Source organism: Methanobrevibacter sp. DSM 116169, assembly GCF_046197865.1.
GTDB lineage: Archaea > Methanobacteriota > Methanobacteria > Methanobacteriales > Methanobacteriaceae > JAHKLT01.
Genome location: NZ_CP166990.1, coordinates 1,827,845 through 1,853,978, shown reverse-complemented (window position 1 = coordinate 1,853,978; position 26,134 = coordinate 1,827,845). Strand labels below are relative to the sequence as shown.

The following is a 26,134-nucleotide window of genomic DNA, read 5'->3' as shown; positions in this document are numbered from 1 at the left end:
CACTCAAAATTTAAACTATATTTAATTACATGAGGGTTTGGTATGGAAAACGAAATCTTAGAAGAATATGAAAAAGTAAAAGATAAACTTTCTGAAGAAGAATTTTTAGAAAAAATGAAAACTCTTCAGGAAGAGTATGATGGTGTAAGCTTCATGGATGATGTGGATATTGCTAGAATGATTGTTGGTAATTATGTCACAGAAAAAAATGAAGTAGTTTCTGAAAAAGAAGAACATGCAATGGATAGTATATCTAAATTAGAATCTGGTGCTCAAAATGTTTCTGTTATTGGTAAAATAATGGGTATTTCAAATCCTAAAAAATTTACTAGTAGAAAAGGAAAAGATGGGCAATTATGTAATGTTAAACTTGCAGATGATACTGGCGAAATTAGAGCTGTTTTTTGGACTGAAAACATTAAATTGCTCAAAAAAGTCAAAGAAGGAGATATCATCCAAGTTAATAGCGTTGAAGTTAAAAATGGATATAGTGGTAATGAACTACAATTAAATCCAAGATCAACTATTCATGTTTTAGATAATAATGATTATCCAAATTTCCCACAATATGAAGAACCTATAACTCCAATTTCCGATATTAAAGCCGATACACAAGTAAATATTATTGGAAGGATTATTAGAGTATCCGGTATTCGTACATATGAAAAAAATGGAAAAGAAAATCAAGTTGCTTCTTTTGAAATTCAAGATGCTTCAGGAAAAACAGAATATACATTATGGCGTAATGATGCTTTATTAATTGAATCTTTAGGATTAGCAGAAGGAGATTCTGTAAAAATTTTAGGAGCACAAGCTAGAGAATATAATGGTGATGTTTCATTATCTCATTGGGATGGAAGAGTCATTAAAGGTGATTTTGATGTACCAGAATATGAAGAAACTTTTATTAAAATTGCTGAAGCTCATGAGAAAAAAGATGTATCATTAATAGGCCTTGTAACCAAAATTCAAGACACTATAACTTTCCAAAAGAAAGATGGTGGAGAAGGCTATGTTAAATCTATTGAAATAATGGATGATGGAGGATCTATTAGAGTTACTCTATGGGGTAATGATACCAATTTAGAAATAAACAAAGGAGATATTCTTAAAATTACTGGAGGAAACATAGAATTTGATGAATATGCTCCTACAGGATATAGAGTAAATACAAATTGGAATAGTAATATTGTTATAAATCCAACTGATGATAATCCTGAATACGATTTATTAAAAGAATACTGTTCTCAAATTGGTCCTGTCAAAATCGAAGAAGTTCAAGGAGCTGAAGATGATGGTGAAGAAGTAGATATTATTGGAAGAGTAATTTCTGTCAATGATATTAGAGAATTCCAAAGAGATGATGGTAGCACAGGTATTGTCAGATCTATAGATTTTGCAGATGAAACTGGAATCATCAGATTATCTTTCTGGGATGATAAAGCCCAAGAAAATTTCAAACCAGGGGATGCATATCAAATTGAAAATGCAAGAACTAAAATGGGAATGTATGCAGTGGATTTAAATATTGGTAAAACTTCAAGAGTTATTAAACTTACTGATGATGAAGCGAGTATTTTACCTTCCTTTGAAACATTAGAACAAATGATTTTCACTCAAAGAAAAATCTCTGATTTAGATGAAGATGATAGAAACATTCGTGTTATTGGAAGAATTATAGATATTCAAGAACCTAGAGATTTCCAAAGACAAGATGGAACTCCTGGACTTGTTAGAAATATCGATATAGCAGATGATACAGGATCTATTCGTGTTACTTTATGGAATTCTAGTGCTGATTCTACTTTAGAACTTGGACAAGCTATTAAATTAGAAAATCCTCGTATTAATTTTAATGAAGATCGCTTAGAATTAAGTGTTAATGATAGTTCAAATATGATTGCCCCTTCTGATGATGAATTAAAAGAATTACCATCTTATGAAGAGCTGCAAGATATTATATATGAATCTAAATCAATTGAATCTCTTAATGAAAGTGATTTAAATGTTAAAATTTCAGGAACAATAAATGATCCATATGGTAATAAAATATTACTTACTAAATGTCCAAATTGTGGAAATAATTTAGAACAAGATGGAGATGAATCAATTTGTGATTTCTGTAGTGAAGAAATAGACAAACCAAGATACATACTCATGATTCCAGCTAGATTAGAAGATGATACTGGAGATATTCAAATCACTTTCTTCGGCAATCTTGTAGAAGATCTTTTAGAAATGAAACTTGATGAAATTGTTTCAATAATAGAAGATAGTGGAGATTTCGATGTATTAGAAGGTAAAGTCGAAGATTTAAATGGATTAAATGTAGAAGTTATCGCAGATGTTAACTTCGATGATTATAATGAAGAAATTAGGTTATCCCCTAAGAAAATTTTATCTAAAAAATATTAAAAATAAATAGGATTGATTATTATGGTAGAGTTAGAAGATTTGCCAAGTGTTGGCGAAAAAACAGCAGAAAAATTAAGAGATGCGGGTTTTGCAGATATGATGAGATTAGCTACTGCTACTGCAAAAGAGTTAGCTGTAAAAGCAGAAATTGGAGAAGGTGTAGCTGAAAAAGTTATAGAAGCAGCTCGTAAATCTGAAAAAATTGATTTTGAAACTGCTTATGATGTATTAGAAAGAAGAAAAGATGTTGGCCGTATAACTGTTGGTAGTGATGCTTTTAATGAGTTAATCGGTGGAGGAATTGAAACTCAATCTATTTCTGAAGTTTTTGGTGAATTTGGTTCTGGAAAAAGTCAAGTTGCACATGAATTAGCTGTTACAGTACAACTCCCTGAAGAACAAGGAGGACTCGATGGTGAATGTGTATTTATTGATACTGAAAATACATTCAGACCAGAAAGAATTGAACAAATTGCTGATGCTTTTGAATTAGATCATGAAGAAGTTTTACAAAAAATTCACATTGCTCGTGCATTTAATTCAGCTCATCAAATATTAATGGCTGAAAAGATTAATGAATTAGTTCAAAATGGAGCTAATATTAAATTAGTTATTGTTGATTCATTAATGGCTCATTTCAGAGCAGAATATGTTGGAAGAGAATCTTTAGCTGTAAGACAACAAAAATTAAATCAACATTTACATGCTTTACAACAATTAGCAAATAATTATAATATAGCTGTTTTCATTACAAATCAAGTTCAAGCTAGACCAGATGCTTTTTTTGGTTCTCCTACAAAAGCTATTGGCGGGCACGTTTTAGGACATGCATCCACATACAGAATCTGGCTTAAAAAAGGATTAGCTGGTAAAAGAATAGCTCGTTTAGTAGATAGTCCTCATCTTCCTGAAGGAGAATGTGTATTTAAAATCACAACTGATGGAATTGTAGATTAATTAAAATTAACCTAAACTTTTTATTTATTAAAATACAATATTATTATTGTTTAGGTTATTTTTATGGATCCGATAATTTCTACTATACTTTCAATTATTATAATGGTTTTTTTAGGTTTTATACTTAAAAAAATCAATTTAGTTCAAGAAAAAGACGTTGATTCTTTAAATAAAATTGTTATTAATCTGTTCATGCCTTGCATGATATTTAATGCACTGTTTGCAGCAGATTTATCTTCAATTTCTAATTTTGCTTTTTTACCAGTTGTAATGATATTATCAGCAACAATCACTGGTATTATTGCTTTTTTTATTTTAAAATTCTTCAATTTTTCAAAAGAAAAAGTTTGGAGTGTGCTTGTTACAATATTACTTTCTAATACAGCTTTTCTAGGATTTCCTGTAGCTTTAGGTATTTTTGGTAATGATGGTTTAATTAGAGCTATATTTTGTGATATGGGAACTCTTATTATATTTTTGTCAGTTTCTTTTATTTTGTTTTTAGTTTTTGGTGGAACAATAAAGGAAGCTATAAAAAAAATATTACTATTTCCTCCATTATGGGCAGTTATACTAGGTATTTCTTTTAATTTATTAAATATTCCTATTGGAGAAATCCCCTCTACAATTATTACTTATTTAGCGGGTGGAGCTATACCTTTAATTATGATTTCATTAGGTTTATCTTTAAAATTCGATGGACTTAAATGGAACAAAAATATGATAGCTTTTACCTCAATTTTTAAACTTCTTATTTTTCCTTTAATAGCTTTTTGTATAATTAATATCTTTAATTTTTCAGGTTTGGAATATAAAATTGCATTAATTGAAGCTGCTATGCCATCTGGAATGTTAACTATGGTACTTGCTATTACATATGGTTTAGATATTAGATTAACCTCAGATTGTGTGTTGTCAAATACTATTTTTTCTCTAATTTCACTACCTATAATTATCTCAATTTTATAATTTTTAATTGACTATAAACTATTGTTTAAGCTTTATTCTTTTTATTTATTCTTTAATTATATTAATTAACAATAATATTCTGTTTTAGTTTAAACTAAAAATTATTTATGGGAAAAAAATTTTATCATATATATACATTACTCTCGCATTTTTATAGAAACTTTTATAAACGTGTACTCTTAACATATTGTTATCTAAGACTTTTTTGAGAAAATAAAAATTCTTTTTATATTTCTTTAAACTTATTTTAGATATGTCACAACTTGTACAAGGTGATTTAATGGCAGAAGAAAATAGAGATATTAAAAATGAAGAACCAAAAGTGGGAGTATATGTCTGCCACTGTGGTGTAAATATTGGTGGGGTCGTAGACGTTGAAGCAGTCGCTGAATACGCAAGATCATTACCAAATGTTGTAATTGCTAGAGATTATAAATATTACTGTTCTGACCCAGGTCAACAAATTATCCAAGAGGATATTAAAACCTTAGGTCTTAACAGAATTGTTGTCGCAGCTTGTTCTCCAAGGCTTCACGAACCAACATTCAGACGTTGTGTTGAAGAAGCTGGTTTAAACAAATTTTTGTTTGAATTTGCAAACTTAAGAGAACATGATTCTTGGGTACATATGAATGAACCTGAAGCAGCAACCGAAAAAGCTAAAGATTTAACTCGTATGGCTATTGCTAAAGCAAGATTATTGGAACCTTTAGAATCTTCTAAAGTGGCTGTGGAAAATACTTCTCTTGTTATTGGTGGAGGAGTTGCAGGTATCCAATCTGCATTAGATTTAGCTGATATGGGATTCAAAACTTATATGGTAGAAAAACACCCAACTATTGGTGGAAGAATGGGACAATTGGATAAAACTTTCCCTACATTAGATTGTTCAATGTGTATTCTTGCTCCTAAGATGGTGGATGTTTCTAAACACGAAAATATTGAATTAATTACTTATGCTGAAGTAAAAGAAGTTGATGGTTACATTGGAAACTTCACTGTAAAAGTAGAGAAAAAACCTAGGTTTATCGACGAAGATTTATGTGTTGGATGCGGATCTTGTGTTGAAGTATGTCCTATTGAAATTCCTAATTACTTTGATGAAGGTATTGGTATGGTTAAAGCAGCATACATTCCATTCCCTCAAGCTGTTCCTTTGTGTGCTACAATTGATAAAGATTACTGTATTGAATGTAATCTTTGTGATCAAATCTGTGAACGTGGAGCTGTAAACCACGATCAACAACCTGAAACAATTGAACTTGAAATTGGTACTATTGTTGCAGCTACAGGATACGATCCATATGATCCTACTGAAATTTATCAATATGGATATGGTCGTTTCACTAATGTAATTACTGCAATGGAAATCGAAAGAATGATTAATGCATCTGGTCCTACAGAAGGACATGTTATAAAACCTTCTGATGGTAAAGAACCTAAACGTGTTGCATTCATCCATTGTGTTGGTTCAAGAGATGAACAAATCGGAAAAGCATACTGTTCAAGAGTATGTTGTATGTACTCCATGAAAAATGCTCAATTATGTATTGATCACGAACCTGACACTGAAGTCACATGTTACTACATGGATATTCGTGCATTTGGTAAAGGATTTGAAGAGTTCTACAAAAACTCCCAAGAAAAATACGGTATCGAGTTCTTAAGAGGAAAACCTGCTCAAATTTTCGAAAATGATGATTTAACATTAACCATCAGAGCAGAAGATACTTTACTTGGTAAAATCACTGAGTTCAATTACGATATGGTTGTTTTAAGTATCGGTCTTGAAGCTCCTGCTGGATCCAACGAATTAAGACAAACATTAGGATTATCTAAATCTTCAGATGGATTCTATATGGAAGCTCACCCAAAACTCAGACCTGTTGATACTTTAACTGATGGTGTCTACATTGCTGGTGTAGCTCAAGGTCCTAAAGATATTCCTGATGCAGTTGCTCAAGGTTCTGCAGCAGCATCCAGAGCTGCAATTCCAATGTCACAAGGTGAAGTAGAGATCGAACCTATCGTAGCTGCTACTGACGAAACTGTCTGTGGTGCTTGTGAAGTTTGTCTTGAATTATGTCCTTATGGTGCTATTGGTATTGAAGGTGAAGATCAAAATGAACATGCAGCAATCAATGTCGCATTATGTAAAGGGTGCGGTACTTGTGTAGGAGCATGTCCATCTGGTGCACTTGATCAACAACACTTTAAAACAGAACAAATTATGGCACAAATTAGTGCTGCACTTGAAGAAATTGGTAAATAATCTTATAGATTATCTCTTTTTTCTTTATTTTATTTTTTTTTCATTTATTTTTATTTTATGGACTTTTTTTATTATTATTCAATAACTTTAATACATTTTAAAAACATAATTATAGATTAACAATTATTTTTTGAGGTGTTTTTATGTATGGTATAGCTATTGATATAGGTACTAGTGGCATAAGAGCCCAGGCTTTAGATATTAATAAAAATGAAGTAATTTCTACTGTAATTACTCTTAAACATCCTTTACCTGGTGCTAATGTAGTAGATCATCTTCACTTTGCTTTAAAAGTAGGTTTAGATGTTGCACATAATTTACTTATTACAGATATTAATAAAGTTATTGAAGGCTTAAATATTGATCTTTCTAAAGTTATTAGAGTTGCAGTCTGTGGTAATCCAATTCAACTTTCATTATTTCATAATATAGAAATTAGAGATTTAGCTTATTGGGGGGATGATGTGATGGAACGTATGAATATTACTCCTCCATCTAGAAACTCTACAATTACATCTCCAGATAAAATTGGATTAAATTTAAATAAAGATGCTCAAATATTAATTCCTCCAGCTATAAAACATGAAATTGGGGCTGATGCTTTAGCTATGCTTTATAAATCAGGAGTTTTAAATAAAGATGGTATTTTTTTAGTAATTGATTTTGGAACAAATGCAGAAATTGCTCTTGTAATAGATGGTGAAATTTTTGCATGTTCTGCAGCTGCAGGTCCTGCTATTGAAGGACAAAATATTAAGTATGGACGTCTAGCATCACCAGGTGTTATTTCTGATTTAGAAGAAGTAGGACTTGATTGGAAAAATCTTGTTTTAAATAATGATCTTAAAGTTGTTGATGGAGATATTATTGATCCTATGGATGGTAATGTTTCTAAAAATGCAAATTTGGATTTTGAAATAAAAGGAATTACAGGTACTGGTGTAATAGCCACTTTTAGTTTAGGTCAAGATGGTGGAATCATTGAAGATTCTAAAATAGAAACTGATGATGGGTTAATTCATCTTCAAGGAGATATTTCTATTAGTCCTGATGATATTTCAAATATTGGTAAAGCATTAGGTGCTTTTAGAGCTGCATTTTTAACTTTAGCTGAAGATTCGGGAATCTTACTTGAAGATATTGATGCTGTTTATATGGCAGGTGCTTCAGGATTTTATGTTGATCCCTTAAAATCTATTAATGTTGGACAAATTCCACCTACATCTAAAAATATCTATCAAGTTGGAAATACTTCATTGGATATGGCTCAAGATATAGTTTTTAATCCTAAATTATTAGATACTTTACAAGACATTGCTAATAGCATGCGTAGTAATCATATTATGTTAGCTCTTTCTGATACTTTTGAGAAGATATACTCTTTAGAATTAGCTTTATATGATCAAAATATGCCTTTTTGGAAATATAATGAATGGTTACAAAAATATGGATTTCAAACAGTTCCTGAAGCTGAAACAGATCCTAATGTAGAACGTTTATTTGAAAGAGATATTGAAGATTTAGGATTTAATGGGTTATCTGTTATTGATATTGGTGCTACATTTGAAACAAGCTTTGATGGTTGTACAGGCTGTTTAACTTGTATAAATGAATGTCCTGAAAATGCAATTAGCTATGATGATGGTAAAATAACTTTAAGAACTGATAGATGTCTTGGTCTTGGTTGTCAAAAATGTGTTTTATCTTGTCCTGAAAAGGTTTTTGATTATAATAAATTTTTTAAAAAATAAAGTTATTTTTTAATTGAAAAACCAACAACTATTGATGCAATTTTTGGATCTACTTTAAGATCATATTTTTTTTCTAAATATTCATCAGTTTTAGTAGATGGGCTAGATGAAACTACATCAGTTATTTCATCAATTTCATATAGTTCTGGAAAATCAATTGGTGGTAAAATAAAATACTCTTTTGCATGATGATTTTTATTTGCTTCAACGTTTTTCTTAAATAAAACAAACTCTTCACTCAACATTTTGTAGCTTTCATCATTTTTGAATTTTTCCTTCTCATCATCTGAAATAATTTCTTGACCTAAAATTGTTCCATCTTCAGTTATAAGTAAAATAGTTGGTGATGGTGGTGGTCTAAAATCTTTATTTTTAAAGATAACAATACATTTATCTCTAATTAAACATTGTTTTAAACCTTCATTTTCAATAGGGACTAATTCTCCTTCATGTTTAGATTCTATATCAATGATATTTCCTCTATCTTCTGGAGTTAATTCCACAGCTTTTAAAACACCTGGCATAGATTTTATTTTTTCTATTGCTTTTTGAACCACCATTTATATTCCTCTGTATTATATGTGGAGTTTAAAGTATTTTAAATTATTCTTCTATAAGCTCGTAGTAAGATCCTTCAGCACAAGAAACACAAATAGGTTTTCCACCCCTAACTTTGTGACGCCCATCAGTAACTTTTTCATTACAAACAGAACAAAATGTAGAAGTGTGTGGTTTACCTGGCATTTCTCCTTCTTTTAATTCTATTTTAACTTCTTCAACTTTAAATAATTCTTCTGGAGGTGTACTTTTAAATCTTTCAATCATTTCTTCTTTAGTTTCTTTAGCTTTAAATTTTTTATTAGCATCAGCATCAGAAATTCTTAAAGCCTTTTTTGTTTCCATATCATAAAAAGTAGTTGCAAATTTACCATAATACATTTGTTTTAAAGATCTTTTACCTAAAGTACAACCTGTTACAGATTGAACAGCATCAGACATACATCTGTCAATTTCTAAAAATACTACTAAGTTTTTATTTCTTTCGTTTAATTTCATGTTCATTAATTTAAGACCATACATAGCTAATTTTGTACCTATAGCTATTCCGCCACAAAGGTGACCATGAAATGCAACTGCTTTATCTAATTGTTCTATATATTCATCCATTTTTTCAACTCCTTTTTATAAAAAATTTTCTTTTAAAGGTAAACATATTTTTCTATTACCTTCTACTTCTAATAACTTTATATTAATATTATAAGCGGTTTTTAAGTTCTTCTCTGTAATAACATCATGAGGATTTCCATAATCAATAAATTTTTTATTTTGCATAATAGCTACTTTTGTAGAACTTAAAAATGCATGATCTGGAAAATGTGAACTCATTATAATTGATAAACCTGATGCAGATAATTTTTCAATAATTTCAAGTAATTTTATTTGATTACCAAAATCTAGATGTGATGTAGGTTCATCTAAAATTAATAAATCAGGTTCTTGAGCTAAAACTCTTGATAAAAATACTAATTGCCTTTCTCCTCCACTTAAATTAGTATACTCTTTATCTTTCATCTCATATATTCCAAGAGTTTTTAAAGCATTTTCTGATATTTTGATATCTTCTTCTTTTGGTGAGTCTGTTAAATTTATATAAGGGGTTCTTCCCATTAAAACAACATCTAAGACAGTAAAAGGAAATGTTGGAGTATGACCTTGTGGAATATAACCTACTGATTTAGATATTTTAGAATAAGATAGTTTTTTAATATCTTCTCCTTTAATTAGTATTTTTCCACTATTTACATTATTTAATCCATTTAAACATTTAAGTAAACTTGTTTTGCCTGTACCATTAGGACCTAAAATACATAATACTTCTCCTTTTCCAATGTTAAAACTTATATCTTCAAAAATATTTTCATTTTTTTTATAGCTAAATGAAATTTTGTCTACATTAATTAAATCGTCCATTATGACCACTGAGAATATCCTTGTTTTAGTAAATATAAAAATATAGGAACTCCAATTATTGCAGTTAATATTCCAAGTGGCACTTCAATCGTAATTAAAGACCTTGAAATATTGTCTATTAAAAGTAAAAATGATGCTCCAATACTTAATGATGCTGGAATCAATATCTTATTATTCGGTCCTACTAAAATACGAGTAATGTGAGGTACTACAAGTCCAACCCACCCGATTATTCCACTAATTGAAACTGCAGCTGAAGTTACAAGTGTAGATGCAACAATAACAATTAACCTAAATTTTTCAGGATTAATACCTAATGATTGAGCTTCTTCATCTCCCATAGCTAATATATTCAAATGCCATCTTAAAAATAATAATACTGCTAAACCGATAGCTATTGGTATTATAATAATAACTAATTTTTCTAAAGTAACACTTGATAAGCTTCCCATTAACCAATAAGTAATTTGAGGTAGTTTATCATAAGGATCTGCAATAAACTTAGCGCCTGAAATTAATGCATAGAAAAATGCTGAGATGGCAGTTCCTGATAATACTAAAACAAGAACACCTCCTCCTTTATAACTTTTAGCTATTGAATAAGTTGTAAAAACTGATATTAAACCAAAAACAAAGGCTAAAATTTGAGTTAAAACATTTGAAAAACTTGCTAAAATAGCTATTGATGCTCCAAAACCTGCTCCATTTGAAACACCTAATAAATCTGGTGATACAAGAGGATTTTTAAATATTCCTTGAAATGCAGCTCCAGCTACTGATAAACTTCCTCCAACAATAATAGCTGCAATTATTCTTGGAAGCCTTATATCAAAGACAATATTTGTAATAGTGGAAGAAATTGCAAATTCTGGAAAAATAGGACTTAAAATAGTCATTACTACTTCAACCGGACTTATAGGATATCTTCCAATTAAAAATGACCCAAAAAATAAAATTATTGGAAGAAAAATTAAAATGGGTATTGTATAGATATCCTTATTTTTCATATAATCCTCATAAATTTTCTTTTTTAATACCAGAGCCTAAAAGTATTTTTTCTACTTCTTCATCATCTAAATCTACATGATAAAATTCTTCATAGAATTCTTGAGTAGCTTCTTTCAAATCTAAATCTCCATATTCATCTGGATAAATTACTTTTGCAGTCCAAGGGACTCCAATAATAGTATTTGCGCCAGGTGGTCTATCAAACCATTTAAATGGTGATTGAGGAGATAAATAAACTTCTTTATTTTTAACTGCATCTATATTTGCCCAATTAGGATCAGAATAAACTTTTTCATAAAATGTTGGATCTGTAGTAATGATAACATCGGGATTCCATTTAATCACTTGTTCAATTGATACTTGTATAGTTCCAGAATTATTTTCTCCAGTATCTGCTACATTTATTCCTCCACAAAGAGTAATAAGTTGTGAATGAGAAGATCCTAAAGTATCTGTTTCAAGTCCATCAACACTTTCAGCATAATAAACAGTTTTTCTTTTATCATCTGGTATAGATGCATCTACTTCTTTTACTTTATCTAAATATTTATTATTAAATTCAATAAGTTCATTTGCTTTATCTTCAGAATCTATTGCTTTACCTAAAAAAGATATTGATTTTCCAATTGCAGAAACATTTGTACTATCTTCTACAGCAACAACAGGAATAGATCCAAATTTAGATTGTCGCTCTTTAACTGTAGAGCTATCAACACCCATTCCTTCATCAATAGCTTCGATTATAACATCTGGCTCTGAAGCTATAAATTCTTCATAATTTCCGTCTTGACTTCCAAACCATCCTCCAATAACTGGAAGATTTTTATATTCGTTTGAAACATATTTTAATTCTTCGTCTGTCCAAACAAAGTTCACTCCAGTTAATTTCTCAGGAGCTATCATATATATCATAGTAGTCATAGGTGGACTAGTAGCAGCTACACTATTAACAGTACCTGGAACTTGAACTGTTCTATTTATCATATCGGTTATATTTTTACTTCCATTTGTATTAATAGCATCAGGTGACATTAAAAAATGTACTCCTAAACCTAAAACCATTAAAACACAAAAACATAACACAATAATCTTATTTTTTTCCATATTATCATTTTATTAAACTTTTATTAATTAGAATATTATTAATAATATATAAATAGATTTTGGTTATGAAATTGATTACATAATAACTATTATTTTTTATGAAGATTAATATTAATTAAGGTTTTAAAAATGAAATTAATAAAAAAAGTAGATGCATTAAAATTTCGTAGTGGCAAAATAAACGAAATAAAAGAAGATGTTGTATCTGATAATCCAATTACTCTTGTTATTAATGGTAAACGAGTAAGTACCTTCTCAGCTATTAAAGATTCTCTTAAAGAATTTTCTATTGGGTATTTATTGGGTGAAAATATAATAAAATCTCTAGAAGAGATTGAAGATATTGATATTGATGAGAATATAATTAATATAAAATTAATAAATGATTATAAAATAGAAGATAAGCAATTATGTTCTGATGCAGCAGGAGGTTTAAGAGAAAAAGTAAAATCTGCTGATAATATAGAATCTAATTTAAAAATATCTTCTGAAGAACTTGTTAAAAATATGGAGTTATTAACTTCTAAAGCTAAAATATGGAAATTAACTGGAGGAACACATGTAGCAGCTCTTGTATATAATAATAAAATTATATTAAGGGAAGATGTAAGTCGTCATGTTGCAGTTGATAAAGTAATCGGTGCTGGAGCTTTAGAAGAAGTTGATTTTAATCAATCATATATTATCTACAGTGGTAGAATGCCAGCTGATATGGTAATAAAATTAAATAGAGTAGGTATACCAATAATTGCATCAAATGCTGCTCCTGCTTATTCCGGATATTTAGTTGTTAAAGAATCCAATATGACAATGATTGGATTTTTAAGAGGAGAAAATTTTAATGTTTATGGAAATTATGAAAGAATAGCTTTTAATTAATCACTTATTAAAATATAATAAGTGGAGGAGTATTTAATAACAATAATACTTCTAAAATTATGAGAACTATGCTTTCAATTATTCCTAATTTTATAATATTATTTTTTGCCTGATTATATTTTTTTATATTAATATACATATACCCAAAAGAGATTATTAATAAAATTAATAAAATTAAATAGGTAAATGGAAAAAACATAATATATAAATTATTTATCAATGAAACAAAAAGAATTATGATAAGTATAAAAAAGATTATATTAAAAAATTTAAAATTATTAAGATTCATATTATTCTAAAACAGTGTGCCTAGCTTTTAAATCACTTTCTGTTTTTCCTAATCTAAACATCAATTCAGATATTAATCCATCTAAGAAAATTAATGATGTAAGTTCAAATAAAGTACCTAATGGTGTTAAAGATTTGTAATTACCATGGATTTGTCTTTCAATATAACTTTCATCAGAATCTCCTTCTTTTGGTCTTCCTTTAACTAATATATAAGTATCTGATAATTGACCTAAAGTTGATTCACCATAGCTAGTTAATGATAATACTTTAGAACCTCTTTCTTTAGCTATTTTAACTGCAGAAATTATACTACTTGTTTCACCTGATCCGGAAATAGCTACTATTGCATCTCCTTTGTTGATAGCTGGAGAAATTGTCTCACCAACCACATAAACACTAATTCCTAAATGCATTAATCTCATAGCAAATGCTTTTGCAGCAAGACCAGATCTACCTGCTCCTATTAGAAACACATTGTTTGAATCAATAATTGTGTCTAAAAAGCTATTAACTACTTCTTCATCTAAATAATCTTTTGCAATGTCAATATTTTTTAAAATAGCACCAATTGAGGATTTCATTAATTCCATTATATCTAAACCTTAATATTCTATAAAAATATTAATATGTTAATAATAGATTATAAATATTGATATGAAATGAAGTTTAAAAGTGAAGTTGAATTAAGTTTAAAAATTGATGGAAAAACATATGATTATAAGTTATTTCAGAGTTTAAAGTCAATTTCAGAAAATAATTCTCAAAGAAAAGCTGCTAATGAATTAGGAATTTCTCATGTAGTATTAAACCGTAGAATTAAAAAAGCAGAAGAAAATTTAGGATTTAATCTAGTTTTAAACTATAAAAATGGTTCTAAATTATCTTCTGAAGGTATTGATTTATTAAATGAGTTTAATGAATACTATGATAAGTTAAAAGTTAGTGATGATATTGTTATTTGTGGGGGACATATTGTATCATCATTTTTAGAATCAATAAGTTTAGAAATTCCTTATAAAACAACAATTTATAGTAGTGATGATGAAAGTGCATATGAACTTGCAAAAAAAGGTTTAATAGATATTTTAGTTTTAGATGACCCTTTAATTGCATTTGAAAATAATTTAAACTTTACTCCAATAGCTTATGATTATCTAAATCTTGTATCCTCCTATGATAATTCCAATATTAATTATATTAAAGATTTGGCTGGTAAAAAATTCATTTCAGTTAAAGGAACAGCTCAAAGACTTGCTTTTGATACTTTAAAACAATATGATATTCCTTTTTCTATTGTAAAAGAAGTAAAATCTCAATTTGATGCATATAAAATTATTAGAAATTCTAATGACCTTAATGCATTTTTAAATGCTAGCTATTTTAATGGCAATAATCTTTTAAAAAGTGCTACAAACCATGTTATAAGTTTAACTATTGTTGATGATTCTAAAAAAGAAGTAAATAATTTTGTTAATTATTTATTAAATGAAGGTCAATTAAAAATTAAAAATAATAATTTTACTCCAATTAAAACTTTTAAATGATTACTTTTCAAATACATGGGATAAGTAAAATTATATTTAACTTATAAAAGTTTACTCTTCTATAACTAAAAAATTAAATATTTAGAAATTCATAAAAATAATAAGGTGATAAATTGAAAAGAGAATTACTTGCAGTAGGTCATACAGCACTAGATTATATTATTACATTAGACACTTTTCCAGAAGCTAATAATTCCGCATCATTAAATGATATGAGAAATTTTAATGGTGGAGCAGCAGCAAATGTAGCAATGGTAGCATCAACACTCGGAATTTCTAGTTCTCTTATTTCTGCAGTTGGGGGGGAATTTTCTAGTTCTCAATATATGGAAAAAATGAAAGATTTAAAGATAGATACTGATTCATTTATTGTTGTTCCAAATAAAACAACACCAACAGCATTTGTACTAACTGATTCTAATGGAGATCAAATTAGCTATTTTTATTGGGGTGCTTCTGAAGAATTTAAAACGGCTAAAGTTCCAATGAAAGCTATTGAAAATGTTGAAGTAACTCATCTTGCAACAGGAGACCCAGATTTCAATGGAAGATGTGGTGAATTTGCAAATGAAGTAGATAAAATTGTATCATTTGATCCTGGTCAAGATTTAGGATTATATTCTAAAGAAAATCTAAAAGATTTAATTGGAAATACTTCTATATTATTTGGAAATCATCATGAAATTAAAAGAATCATGGACTCTCTTGAAACAGATATTCAAGGACTAATGGATATTGGTCCCAAAATTGTTGTTAATACTTGTGGTAAAGAAGGAAGTGAAGTCTATTCTGAAGATGGTAAGATCCAAATAGATTCAATTTTAAGAGAAGCCGTAGATCCAACAGGTGCTGGAGATTCTTATAGGGCAGGATTTTTATCAAGATATATTAATGGAGAATCAATTGAGGATTCTGCTAAATTTGCATCATCAGTTTCTTCTTTTGTAGTTGAAGCCCAAGGATGTCAGACAAACATTCCTTCATTTGATAAAGCATATGAGAGAATGTCTGAATTTTACTTATAAAATCTACTTTATTTTTTTCAATTCTTTTTTATTAAATCTAAAACCGATTAATTTATAAGCTATGTTATTAAATTTTAGATTATTAAGTTAAATTAATGTTTAATCAAATATATTTTAATTTATTAAAGTTTATTGGAGATGTATATATGACTCAATTACAAGATGCAAGAAAAGGCATAATAACTGAAGAAATGAAAGAAGTTGCAAAAAAAGAAAATGTTTCTGAAGATTTTATTTTAAAATCTGTTGCAGAAGGAAAAATTGTTATTCCAGCTAATGTAAACAGAAATATATCTGCTAGTGGTATTGGTGCAGGACTCAGAACAAAAGTAAATGCAACTATTGGAACTTCAACAGATATTATTGATTTTGATGAAGAAGAATTAAAAGCACAAATAGCTATTGATAATGGTGCAGATTGCTTAATGGAATTAAGTATTGGTGGAGATTTAGATGAAATTCGTCGTAGAATTTTAAAAATGTCACCTTTACCTGTTGGTTCAGTACCAATTTATCAGGCAGCTATTGAAACAATTAGAGAAAAAGGTTCTGCAATATACATGGATGAAGATATAATGTTTAAAACCATCGAAAAACAAGCAAAAGATGGTGTAGACTTTATGGCGATTCATTGTAGTGTAAATATTGAAACATTGGGCCGTTTAAAAAGACAAGGTAGAAAAGCAGGTTTAGTCTCACGTGGTGGAGCATTTATATCTTCTTGGATTGTTGAAAATCAACTAGAAAATCCATTATATAAAAATTATGAATATATTTTAGAAATAGCTAAAGAACATGATGTTGTAATGTCACTTGCAAATGCAATGAGAGCAGGAGCTATTGCAGATTCAACTGATAGAGCACAAGTTCAAGAGTTAATTGTTTTAGGTGAATTAGTTGATAAAGCACGCGAAGCTGGTGTACAAACTATGATTGAAGGACCAGGTCACATCCCTATTAATGAAATTCCAACAAATATCATGCTTGAGAAGAAAATGTGTTCTAATGCACCATTTTATATGTTAGGCCCTATTGTATGTGATATAGCACCAGGTTATGATCATATTGTATCTTCTATTGGAGCAGCAGCTTCAGCAAAAGCAGGTGCAGATTTCATTTGTTATGTAACTCCGGCAGAACATTTAGCTTTACCTTCTCCTCAAGATGTAAAAGATGGAGTAATAGCTACACGTATAGGTGCATATGCAGGAGATATGGCAAAAGGTGTTCATAATGGTGAAAAAGACTTAGCTATGGCTAATGCAAGAAAAGCACTAGATTGGGAAGCTCAATATGAGTTATCTATTTGTCCAGCTGATGCACGTGCAAAAAGAGATGCAAGACCACCAGAAGATAGTGATGCATGTACTATGTGTGGCAATTTCTGTGCAGTTAAAATTGTTAATGAATGGTTAGATGAAGCAGATACTGATGTATTTGATAATATCTAATTTTCTTTAATTTTTATTTTTTTTATTTTAATTTTAGGACAAATTTACTTTTTTTTAAAAATTTATTAGAATAAATAGTAAATATTTAAATAATATTTTAAACTAAAATATTCTAATAGTACAATGTTGTAGAATTTTTTTAATAAATGGTGTTTACATGGTAGAAGAAAATAAATCTGAGTTTGAAGAACAAAATGATGAATCAAAATTAGCTAATCAGGCAGATGAACTTAATCATTTAACTAATGATATAATTCCTAAACTTAAAGAAGAAAATAGAGAATTATCCAATATTAAACGAGAATTAACTGATGCTCTTGAAAAAAGTACACAAAAGTATTACGAGCAATTAGATATTAACGCAGATTTAAGTGATAAAGTAGCTAAAACTGGTGCTGAACTAGCAATTGCTAAAGTTAAAGTCGATAACTTAGAAAATGAAATGGAACAGATTAAAGAAGATTCACAAAATAAAGAAAATGAATTAAAAAATAAAATAGAAGCAGGGTCTCCTGAAGAATTAGAAAAACTAAAAGGTGAAAATAATCATTTAGCTAGTTCTTTAGAAGAAAGAGAAAATGAATTAAAAAAATCTCAAGATACTCTTTCTAATCTTCAAGTGGAAGTAGATGACCTTAGAAAAAATTTAATTGATATTGGTAACTATAAAGAACAAGTTGATAAAAATTCTAGAGATAAAGTTTTAAGACTTGAAAATACAGTTACTGAATTAGAAACTGCTGTAAGAGAAAAACAAAGAAATTATGATAGAATAGCTACTGATATGGCTAATAAAGATAAGTTCATCAATTCTCTTAGAGAAGATAATGAAAAATTAAATAAAGCTCTCGAATCTCATTCTAAAAGAGGCTTAATTGATAGGTTATCTAATAAACCTATTGACATTGATGAATAATTTCATCAATTTTCTTTTTTTATATAATATTTTAAATTTACATATGTCTAAAACTGATTTTTATTTTATGGATTTAGCTATTGAAGAAGCTAAAAAATCAATAGCTGAAGGTGGAATTCCTATTGGATCTATTTTAACTTTAGATGATAAAGTTATAGCTAAAGGGCATAATAAAATGCTTCAAGAAAATTCTCCAATATTACATGGAGAAATAGATGCAATTAATAATGCAGGTTTATTAAATAGTGAAGATTATAAAAAATCAACACTTTATACTACATTATCTCCTTGTCCAATGTGTGCAGGAGCTATAATAATGTATAATATTCCAAAAGTTGTTATTGGTGAGAATACTACTTTAAAAGGTGCAGAAAATCTTTTAAAAAAGAACAATGTTGAAGTTGTTAATTTAAATCTTGAGAAGATAAAAAATCTATTTGAGGATTTTCAAAAAAATAATGATTTATGGCAAAAAGAACTAGAAAGAGTTTCTAATTCTACTGAAATTGATATCTGATTTTATGAATTATAAAGAAATTAAGTGTAAATCAGCATTAAATAATTTAAAGCGAAAAATGCCTTATGCTTATGATTTAAATATTTACAGAGGATGTAATCATAGTTGTAAATATTGCTATGCTCTGTATTCTCATAAATATTTAAATTCATCAGATTATTACAATGATATTTTTGTTAAATCAAATATTGATGAAGTCTTAAAAAAAGAATTAAAAACTAATAGAAATCTTTTTGCAATTGGAACAGTTACTGATAGCTATCAAGAAGCTGAAAAACATTGTAAAATTATGCCAAAAATTTTAAAAATTTTATTAAGATATAAAAATCCTATAATTATTTCTACAAAATCAGATCTTATTTTAAGAGATTATGATTTAATTAGTGAATTATCAAATAAAACATTTGTAAATATTGCATCATCTATTATAACCTGCGATGATGATTTAAGAAGTCTTATTGAACCTAATACATCTAGCATTAAAAATAGATTTAAATTTTTAAAAGAGTTTAAAAAAACCAATACAAGAATAGGCCTACATATAATGCCTATTTTACCTTATATTACTGATAGCTATGATAATTTAGAAAATCTATTTAAAATGGCTAGTAAAATTGGTGTAAATTATGTTTTACCTGGACAATTAAATCTTTATGGTGAAACAAAAATACAATATTTTAATTTTTTAAAAAAAGAATTTCCACAGGAGTATTTAAAAACTAAAGAATTATTTAAAGAAAAAGAATTAAGAATAAGTTATAAAAAAGATTTATTTTATAAACTTAATAATCTTAAAGATTCTTTTAATCTTTCTTTTAATTATAAACCTGACTATGAAAAAGATAAGCAATCTACTCTTTTTTAAGGCAAACCACAATATTTTTCCTTTTACTATTCTTTTCATAATTTTTAAGCTTCCATTCTAAGTCTTTTAATAACAAAGTCTTTATCTAAAGATAATAAAAATGACGCTGCTCTTGGGCCTTGTTTTTGACCTAAAATCATTTTATAAATTGCCTGAAAACCTTTTTGAGGTTTAATTTCCATAGCTTCTAAAATTTCATACATTGCATCATGTAATTCTTCTGCAGTTTTAAAATCGTTGTTTTCCATTAAATCAGCCAATTTCTTTAAAAATTCAACTTGTTCATCTGGTAAAGGTAATTTAGGAATATTATTTTCTTGAACTTTAAATTTCACAAAATTAGGAGCATATTCATCTAACCAGTTTTCAACATTATCTACTCTTTTTTGGAAATATTCTATATCTGTATCAGTTAATTCATTAAACTGCTTATTAAAACTTTTAGTTAATTGAGAATTCTTTTTTAATATTTCAAATATTTTTTCTAAATTATTTCCAGCTATTTGAATAGCATTAACTAAGAATCTATAAGGCGGTCTAAATGGTAAAGTGGAATTTTCATTAATTTCAGCCATTTCATATATTTTTCTGAATTTTCCATCTTCCTTCTCAGATGGTGCTTCTTCTTCATCGAAATAAACTTTTTCTACTTTATCAAATTGATCCATTAAATCTAAAAACGGCATTTTAGGTGAAAAATCCTTTGCTTTCATTGGTTTACTTCTAAAAATGAAATAATTTAAACTTTCTGCAGGCCCTATATCTAACCATTGTTTAGGAGAGAAAAATACTCCTTTAGATTTACTCATTGCATCTCCATCTAATGTAATCCATTCATAAGGCACAGGATAAGGTGCGGTGTAGTTAAATATTTCTTCTGATATTATTTTACTAACATCATAAGATCCACCACTAGCTGCATGATCTTTTCCAAATGGTTCACAAGTAACACCGAATATTTTCCATCTTGCTGCCCATTCAACTCTCCAAGTTAGTTTCCCATTTCCTTTTGTATAATCCATTTCACCATCATGGCCACATTCGCATCTATATAAAATGTTATTTCCATTATAAGCATAAGCAAAGGTAGTGTTTACTCTACCACATTCTTCACAAATAGGATTATAAGGTAACCAATCATCATCTAATGGGTGTTGTCTATATTGATTAAATATTTCACGAATTCTTGGTGCATTCTCAAGTGATGTTTTAATATAATCGTTATAATCACCTTTTTTATACATCTCAAATCCAGATTCTAATTCAATATCAATTCCATAGTCATCTAATACACTTAAAAATGGTTCTTCGAAGTGCTCAACAAAATTTTCACAACATCCTTCAGGACATGGTATATTAGAGTATGGCATTCCAAGATATTTATCATAACTTTCTGGTAATGGATATGGAACTTTTCTAAGAGGATCATGATCATCTGCTATCCAAATAGTTTCACTTTTTGCCCCTAATTTAACTAAAGCTTTTCCTACAGCATTAGCTATAAACACATCACATGAATTTCCTATATGTATTGTTCCAGATATTGATGTCCCACTAGCTATCACATGTTTTTCAACATCTCTTTCATTTAATTCATCAGCTATTCTTTCAATCCAATGTTTCATTTAATCACCTATGTAATAATAATATCTACTTTCAATTTAATTGAAGTAAACAATAACTAGAAATTAGTTTTAAAATATAATTATAAATATTCTAATAATAAAATAAACAGTAAATTTATACTTATTAATTAATTTTTAATTTAATAAATATATAAAGATATTCAAAATAAGAAAAAAAATTAAAAATATTAGTGATATTATCACTAATATTAAATTGGAATTTCACTATCGGGGACATTGTAAGTAAATATCACATGATAAATTCTGTTTAAGTCCTTTAATGATCCACATGAAGCTTCAATTAAATTATTTGTATCATAATAATTATTTTTATTAAAACTTAAAGTTCCTACACCATTTTTGATTGTAACTACTTGTTCAATTTCTTTATCTTTAAGATAGTTTAAAGTAAAATGTATTTCAAATTCTGGAAGTAAAGTAGCTATTTCATTTTTATTATAGCAAATAATATCATAATTATTAGTTGCCACATTATAAGTCATATTAAATGTAATTAATGTTGTACTTATTCTAGGACATATTGTTCCAGGGCCTTGTGTGCCATTTATTGACCATATAGTGTACTTATTTGTTCCATACCAATTTGAACCTAATTTTAATTTTAAAGAATCATTAAATTCTCCAGGCCCGTAAATTCCTGCAGGATTAGCACTTACTTCTCCAAGTATGATTAATCCTGGACCTTTAGCATTATTATATATTGCATTGTTTTCAACTAAAGGTTGAATTGCATTTGCACTAAATGTATAATTTGCATAAAATACTAGTCCTTCAAGAGTTGATTCAGAAATTAAATTTCCAACTATTTTAATACCTGTACTATTTTTAGAATCTATAAAAATACCAATATAATTATTATAAATATTATTAGAAATCACCTCAGCATTTACAGCAGAATCTCTAAAGTAAATACCATATCCTAATGGTCCTTCAACAACTTCCATTGTAATAAGTCCAATATTATCTATAATATCATTATTTTGAATTAATGTATCAGAAACATCTTTTCCATACAATATTCCATAATTATTTTTACTAATAGTATTTTCTGTTAATATTATGAATTTTGATTGTTCAAAATAGGTTCCAATATTAAATAAATTAATAATGTTATTTTCAACTAAAATATTTTCACTATTTTTAATAGCTATTCCATTTCCAGGCAATAATTCCTTAGCATCCATATAATCTTCTATTTCTGATTGATCTAAGTAATTACCAATATTATTTTGAATAACATTAATATTTTTACTATTTTCAATTAAAATACCAGTTCCATTATTAGCTATTATATTTAAATTACTTATTTTAACATCATTTGATTTAATGGTAAATACATTTTTATTTAAATTTCCATTTAAAGTTGTATTGATTCTACCAATAATATTTAATGAATTTTCTATAAGCAATTCAACATTTTCATAATTTTCTTCAGTAAAAATTAATATTGAACCTTTTTGAGCTGAATTAATTATGTTTTGAATTTGCAAATTAGATAATGTATTAGAAATTGAAATCTTTTTTAAGACTTTTAATTCATTTTCTATATATGAAGAAGAATATAAGGAATTTCCATTATATTTTGCAGTAATTTTATATGTTCCTGTTTGTAATCGTATTGTTAAACTTGTTTCTCCATTTTGATCAGTAGTTCTATAATAAGCAACACCATTAACTGTTATTTCAACATTTTGATTAGCTAATAGATTTCCTGCATTATCTTTTAATAAAAAGATATATCCCTGGTTTTCACCATAAGTTTGTGTTAAATCCTCTCCAATTAATGTTGTTGAAGTTTTTGCACCGGTATTTGCTTTGATTGTAATGGAATTTGTTAAACTAGCTGAATTGTAATAGCTATTTCCTAAATAATTAATTGTAAATGAATATGTATCAGGACCTAATCTAATTGTTAGTCTAGCTATCCCTTCATCATCACTAATACGTTCATATGTAACTCCATTAATTGTAATTAAAATATTTTGATTTATTAAAGGATTTCCATTTTTATCTGTAATTTTAATTGTTAATGGTTTATCTTCACCAAAAGTCCTTTCAATATTTTCAAAATCTAAATTAGCATCTATTTTTTCTGTAGGATTGCTAATAATAACTTTACTAGTTTTAGCTACACTTTCATATAAATCATTTCCTTCATAAACACTGGATATTGAATAAGTTCCAGGACCTAATCTTATTCTTAATTTACCTATTCCATCTAAATCAGTTTGTCTTATATATTCTGCTCCATTAATAGTTATTTTGATATTTTGATTTGATAATGGATTTCCTTCAATATCTGTTAAATATACTATATAATCTTTGTTTTCACCATAAGTTTGTGATAAATCATCACAATTTAATAAAGTTATAATTCCTTTATTTGTTGGAATATTTACAATGACATTATTTAAAACACTTGAATAAAGATAATGATTATTTTCTCTAAATTCTGCTTTAATAGAATATGTACCAGGATTAAGCCTTATATTTAACTTAGCTACTCCATTTGAATCACTTTCTCTTAAATATTCTACTCCATTAATTGTAAAGTATATATTCTGATTTGATAATGGATTTCCATTAATATTTTTTAAATTAACTATATATGCTCCTTCTTCATCATAATTTTTGATTAAATCCATTCCTACTAAAACAGTTCCAAGTTTATTAGTTGAAATATCATTTATAATAATTGTATTAATTTTTGTACTTGGATCATAATCTCCATTACCTTCAAATCGGGTTTCTATAATATATGTACCAGGACCTAAGTTAATTCTAAGACTACTTACTCCTAAATTATTTGTCAATCTTGGATATTCTACTCCATTAACCTTAAAAATAATGTTTTGATTAGATAATGGTTTATTTAAATAATCTGTTAATGTTATTGTATAATGTATTTCTTCTCCATAAGTTCTATTTATATCAGAACCAATTATTATTGTTCCAAGTGATGATGGAATGTCTTTATCATCAATTTTTAAAAATGAAACAGGAATATTGGCTTTATCTGTATAATCAATAAGACCTATCCCAGGACCTATAACTGTTAAAGTATTTCCAGTTGCTAAATAATCAATATCTCTAAAATCAACTATAGCAGTACCATTAATAATTTCAACAACTTTATATATATCTGAACTTGAAGGAACAGGATTTGTACCTACTTTATTTAAAAAGAAAATTAATTCTACTGCATTTAAATCACTAGCTATTTCTTTAGTATCATATCTTATAAATGAAACAGAATAAACTCCTTTTTCTATTTGACTTATTTCACTAATAACTAATCTTCGTCCATGGTTATCTTTTGAAATTAAAACTCCTGGTGAATAAGCAGTACCTCCACAAAATATTTCACTAGAATAATAATTACTTCCTATATAAATTGGCCCAGTATTTCCATCTACCATGTGATATACTACTCTTTCAGCATGATTTACAAAATAATTGTTGTTTATTACTTGAACAGTTTGATCAACAAGATTATCAACATTTTCACTATCGTAAATTCCATAATTTCCATTTTCACTAATAAAATTACCTGTAATTTCCATTTTACTTATATTACAGTCAACATATATTCCTGCACCTTTTTCCGCTCTTTGTAAAACTTCATTATCTCTATTATCTGTAATTCTATTATTTGTTACAAATGAATTAACAACGGAATTAAAAAATATTCCATAATAATTATTTGCATGAATTGTATTATAATTAATATAAGAGCCAGCAACATTTAACCCAATATTAATTCCACTAATGCTATTTTTTTCAATAGTATTATTATAAATTTCAATATTATTGGATTTTTCTACTAATATTCCATTTTTTGAATTAGAAATATATGAATTTTTAATTAAAGTATTTGAAGCTCCATTAACATATATTCCTGGACCTTCGGTTGTTTGAACATTACAATTTGTTACAGTAACATTTGAATTACCTTTAATATAAATTGAATAAGGATCAACAGTACCTCTTTTAGAATTATCATTTATTAATGTAAAACCAGATAATACAGATCCTGAAGCACCTTCTCCAAAGTAAAATATTCCAACTCCATCAGATCCAGCAGTATCTGAAGGACAAGTAGACATAACTGTTCCAACATTACTTATAATATTCAATTGTTTATTTACTACAAAATGACAATGCACATAATTTTCTCCAGTAATTAATATAGTATCTCCAGCATTTGCCTCATCAATAGCTATTTGTATTGTTGGATTGCCCATTTGATTTGTAGCTGAACCATCTACAACATGAGTAGTAGAACTTTTAATAGTATTTTCACTATTTTCTATAGTTAAATTATCGATATCTTCTGCTAGCACAGAATTTAAACAAGAAAAAATAAGTGCTAAAACAAAAAATATTATTATTATTCTATTTTTATTCATATTAAACCTCTAAATTTAGTTTATAATAAAAAGTAATTATTTATATTAATTTGATTATTAAATAATCATATTATTTGCCATTAAATATCAATGTAAAATAATATCATTATTTAAAAAAATAAAAGCTTCTAATTTAATAGAAGC

The 26,134-nt window shown here is 27.6% G+C and carries 20 protein-coding genes; 12 read left to right on the top strand and 8 right to left on the bottom strand.

Going from position 1 to position 26,134, the window contains the following annotated elements; genetic code table 11:
• Positions 1–42 precede the first annotated feature (42 nt).
• The 5 genes from ACA134_RS09040 to ACA134_RS09020 all read left to right on the top strand — a co-directional run bounded on the left by ACA134_RS09040 (position 43) and on the right by ACA134_RS09020 (position 8,364).
• Positions 43–2,415, top strand: coding sequence for an OB-fold nucleic acid binding domain-containing protein (locus tag ACA134_RS09040; protein ID WP_409200089.1), 2,373 nt, complete (start codon positions 43–45; stop codon positions 2,413–2,415).
• Between the two features lie 21 nt (positions 2,416–2,436).
• Positions 2,437–3,372 carry a DNA repair and recombination protein RadA gene (gene radA, locus ACA134_RS09035; protein WP_409200088.1) on the top strand — a complete coding sequence of 312 codons (936 nt, stop codon included), beginning with the start codon at positions 2,437–2,439 and terminating at the stop codon, positions 3,370–3,372.
• Between the two features lie 63 nt (positions 3,373–3,435).
• Positions 3,436–4,341, top strand: a complete 906-nt coding sequence (locus ACA134_RS09030) for an AEC family transporter (protein WP_409200087.1) — start codon at positions 3,436–3,438, stop codon at positions 4,339–4,341.
• A 280-nt stretch (positions 4,342–4,621) separates the two neighbouring features.
• Positions 4,622–6,613: a 4Fe-4S binding protein gene (locus ACA134_RS09025; RefSeq protein ID WP_409200086.1), complete on the top strand. Its 1,992-nt coding sequence runs from the start codon at positions 4,622–4,624 to the stop codon at positions 6,611–6,613.
• Positions 6,614–6,756: 143 nt separating this feature from the next.
• Positions 6,757–8,364: a methylamine methyltransferase corrinoid protein reductive activase gene (locus ACA134_RS09020; RefSeq protein ID WP_409200085.1), complete on the top strand. Its 1,608-nt coding sequence runs from the start codon at positions 6,757–6,759 to the stop codon at positions 8,362–8,364.
• 2 nt (positions 8,365–8,366) lie between these two features.
• On the opposite strand, the gene ACA134_RS09015 is transcribed toward ACA134_RS09020, so the two are convergent.
• Genes ACA134_RS09015 through ACA134_RS08995 form a run of 5 tightly spaced genes read right to left on the bottom strand, consistent with a single transcriptional unit; the run spans position 8,367 to position 12,447 of the window.
• The gene (locus ACA134_RS09015; protein WP_409200084.1) at positions 8,367–8,924 is read right to left on the bottom strand and encodes a hypothetical protein; all 558 of its coding nucleotides are present in this window, start codon (positions 8,922–8,924) and stop codon (positions 8,367–8,369) included.
• A 43-nt stretch (positions 8,925–8,967) separates the two neighbouring features.
• Entirely contained in the window at positions 8,968–9,531 is a 564-nt protein-coding gene (locus ACA134_RS09010; protein WP_409200083.1) for an FmdE family protein, read from the bottom strand.
• Between the two features lie 15 nt (positions 9,532–9,546).
• Positions 9,547–10,335 carry an ABC transporter ATP-binding protein gene (locus tag ACA134_RS09005; RefSeq protein WP_409200082.1) on the bottom strand — a complete coding sequence of 263 codons (789 nt, stop codon included), beginning with the start codon at positions 10,333–10,335 and terminating at the stop codon, positions 9,547–9,549.
• Positions 10,335–11,342 carry a FecCD family ABC transporter permease gene (locus tag ACA134_RS09000; RefSeq protein ID WP_409200081.1) on the bottom strand — a complete coding sequence of 336 codons (1,008 nt, stop codon included), beginning with the start codon at positions 11,340–11,342 and terminating at the stop codon, positions 10,335–10,337. Before ACA134_RS09000 ends, ACA134_RS09005 begins: the two co-directional genes overlap by 1 nt.
• A 7-nt stretch (positions 11,343–11,349) precedes the next feature.
• Entirely contained in the window at positions 11,350–12,447 is a 1,098-nt protein-coding gene (locus ACA134_RS08995; protein ID WP_409200080.1) for an iron ABC transporter substrate-binding protein, read from the bottom strand.
• A 129-nt stretch (positions 12,448–12,576) separates the two neighbouring features.
• Between ACA134_RS08995 and fdhD the strand changes: the two genes are divergently transcribed.
• Positions 12,577–13,326 carry a formate dehydrogenase accessory sulfurtransferase FdhD gene (fdhD, locus tag ACA134_RS08990; RefSeq protein ID WP_409200079.1) on the top strand — a complete coding sequence of 250 codons (750 nt, stop codon included), beginning with the start codon at positions 12,577–12,579 and terminating at the stop codon, positions 13,324–13,326.
• A 290-nt stretch (positions 13,327–13,616) separates the two neighbouring features.
• On the opposite strand, the gene hxlB is transcribed toward fdhD, so the two are convergent.
• Positions 13,617–14,207 carry a 6-phospho-3-hexuloisomerase gene (hxlB, locus tag ACA134_RS08985; protein ID WP_409200078.1) on the bottom strand — a complete coding sequence of 197 codons (591 nt, stop codon included), beginning with the start codon at positions 14,205–14,207 and terminating at the stop codon, positions 13,617–13,619.
• 69 nt (positions 14,208–14,276) lie between these two features.
• Here hxlB and ACA134_RS08980 point away from each other — a divergent pair, with 69 nt between their 5' ends.
• The 6 genes from ACA134_RS08980 to ACA134_RS08955 all read left to right on the top strand — a co-directional run bounded on the left by ACA134_RS08980 (position 14,277) and on the right by ACA134_RS08955 (position 19,935).
• Entirely contained in the window at positions 14,277–15,161 is an 885-nt protein-coding gene (locus ACA134_RS08980; RefSeq protein ID WP_409200077.1) for a LysR family transcriptional regulator, read from the top strand.
• 113 nt (positions 15,162–15,274) lie between these two features.
• Positions 15,275–16,186 (top strand): carbohydrate kinase family protein, encoded by a 912-nt coding sequence (locus tag ACA134_RS08975; protein WP_409200076.1) that lies wholly within the window; start codon positions 15,275–15,277, stop codon positions 16,184–16,186.
• Between the two features lie 146 nt (positions 16,187–16,332).
• On the top strand, positions 16,333–17,637 hold the full coding sequence (gene thiC, locus ACA134_RS08970) for a phosphomethylpyrimidine synthase (RefSeq protein ID WP_409200075.1): 1,305 nt from the start codon (positions 16,333–16,335) through the stop codon (positions 17,635–17,637).
• 157 nt (positions 17,638–17,794) lie between these two features.
• Entirely contained in the window at positions 17,795–18,553 is a 759-nt protein-coding gene (locus ACA134_RS08965) for an acyltransferase (RefSeq protein WP_409200074.1), read from the top strand.
• Between the two features lie 43 nt (positions 18,554–18,596).
• Entirely contained in the window at positions 18,597–19,070 is a 474-nt protein-coding gene (locus ACA134_RS08960) for a nucleoside deaminase (protein ID WP_409200073.1), read from the top strand.
• Between the two features lie 4 nt (positions 19,071–19,074).
• A complete protein-coding gene (locus tag ACA134_RS08955) occupies positions 19,075–19,935 on the top strand; it encodes a radical SAM protein (protein WP_409200072.1) in 861 nt (286 codons plus the stop codon).
• A gap of 44 nt (positions 19,936–19,979) precedes the next feature.
• Here ACA134_RS08955 and lysS read toward each other — a convergent pair whose 3' ends face one another.
• Entirely contained in the window at positions 19,980–21,560 is a 1,581-nt protein-coding gene (gene lysS / locus ACA134_RS08950; protein ID WP_409200071.1) for a lysine--tRNA ligase, read from the bottom strand.
• A gap of 209 nt (positions 21,561–21,769) precedes the next feature.
• Complete coding sequence (locus tag ACA134_RS08945) at positions 21,770–25,990, bottom strand: right-handed parallel beta-helix repeat-containing protein (RefSeq protein ID WP_409200070.1); 4,221 nt, start codon at positions 25,988–25,990, stop codon at positions 21,770–21,772.
• Positions 25,991–26,134 lie beyond the last annotated feature (144 nt).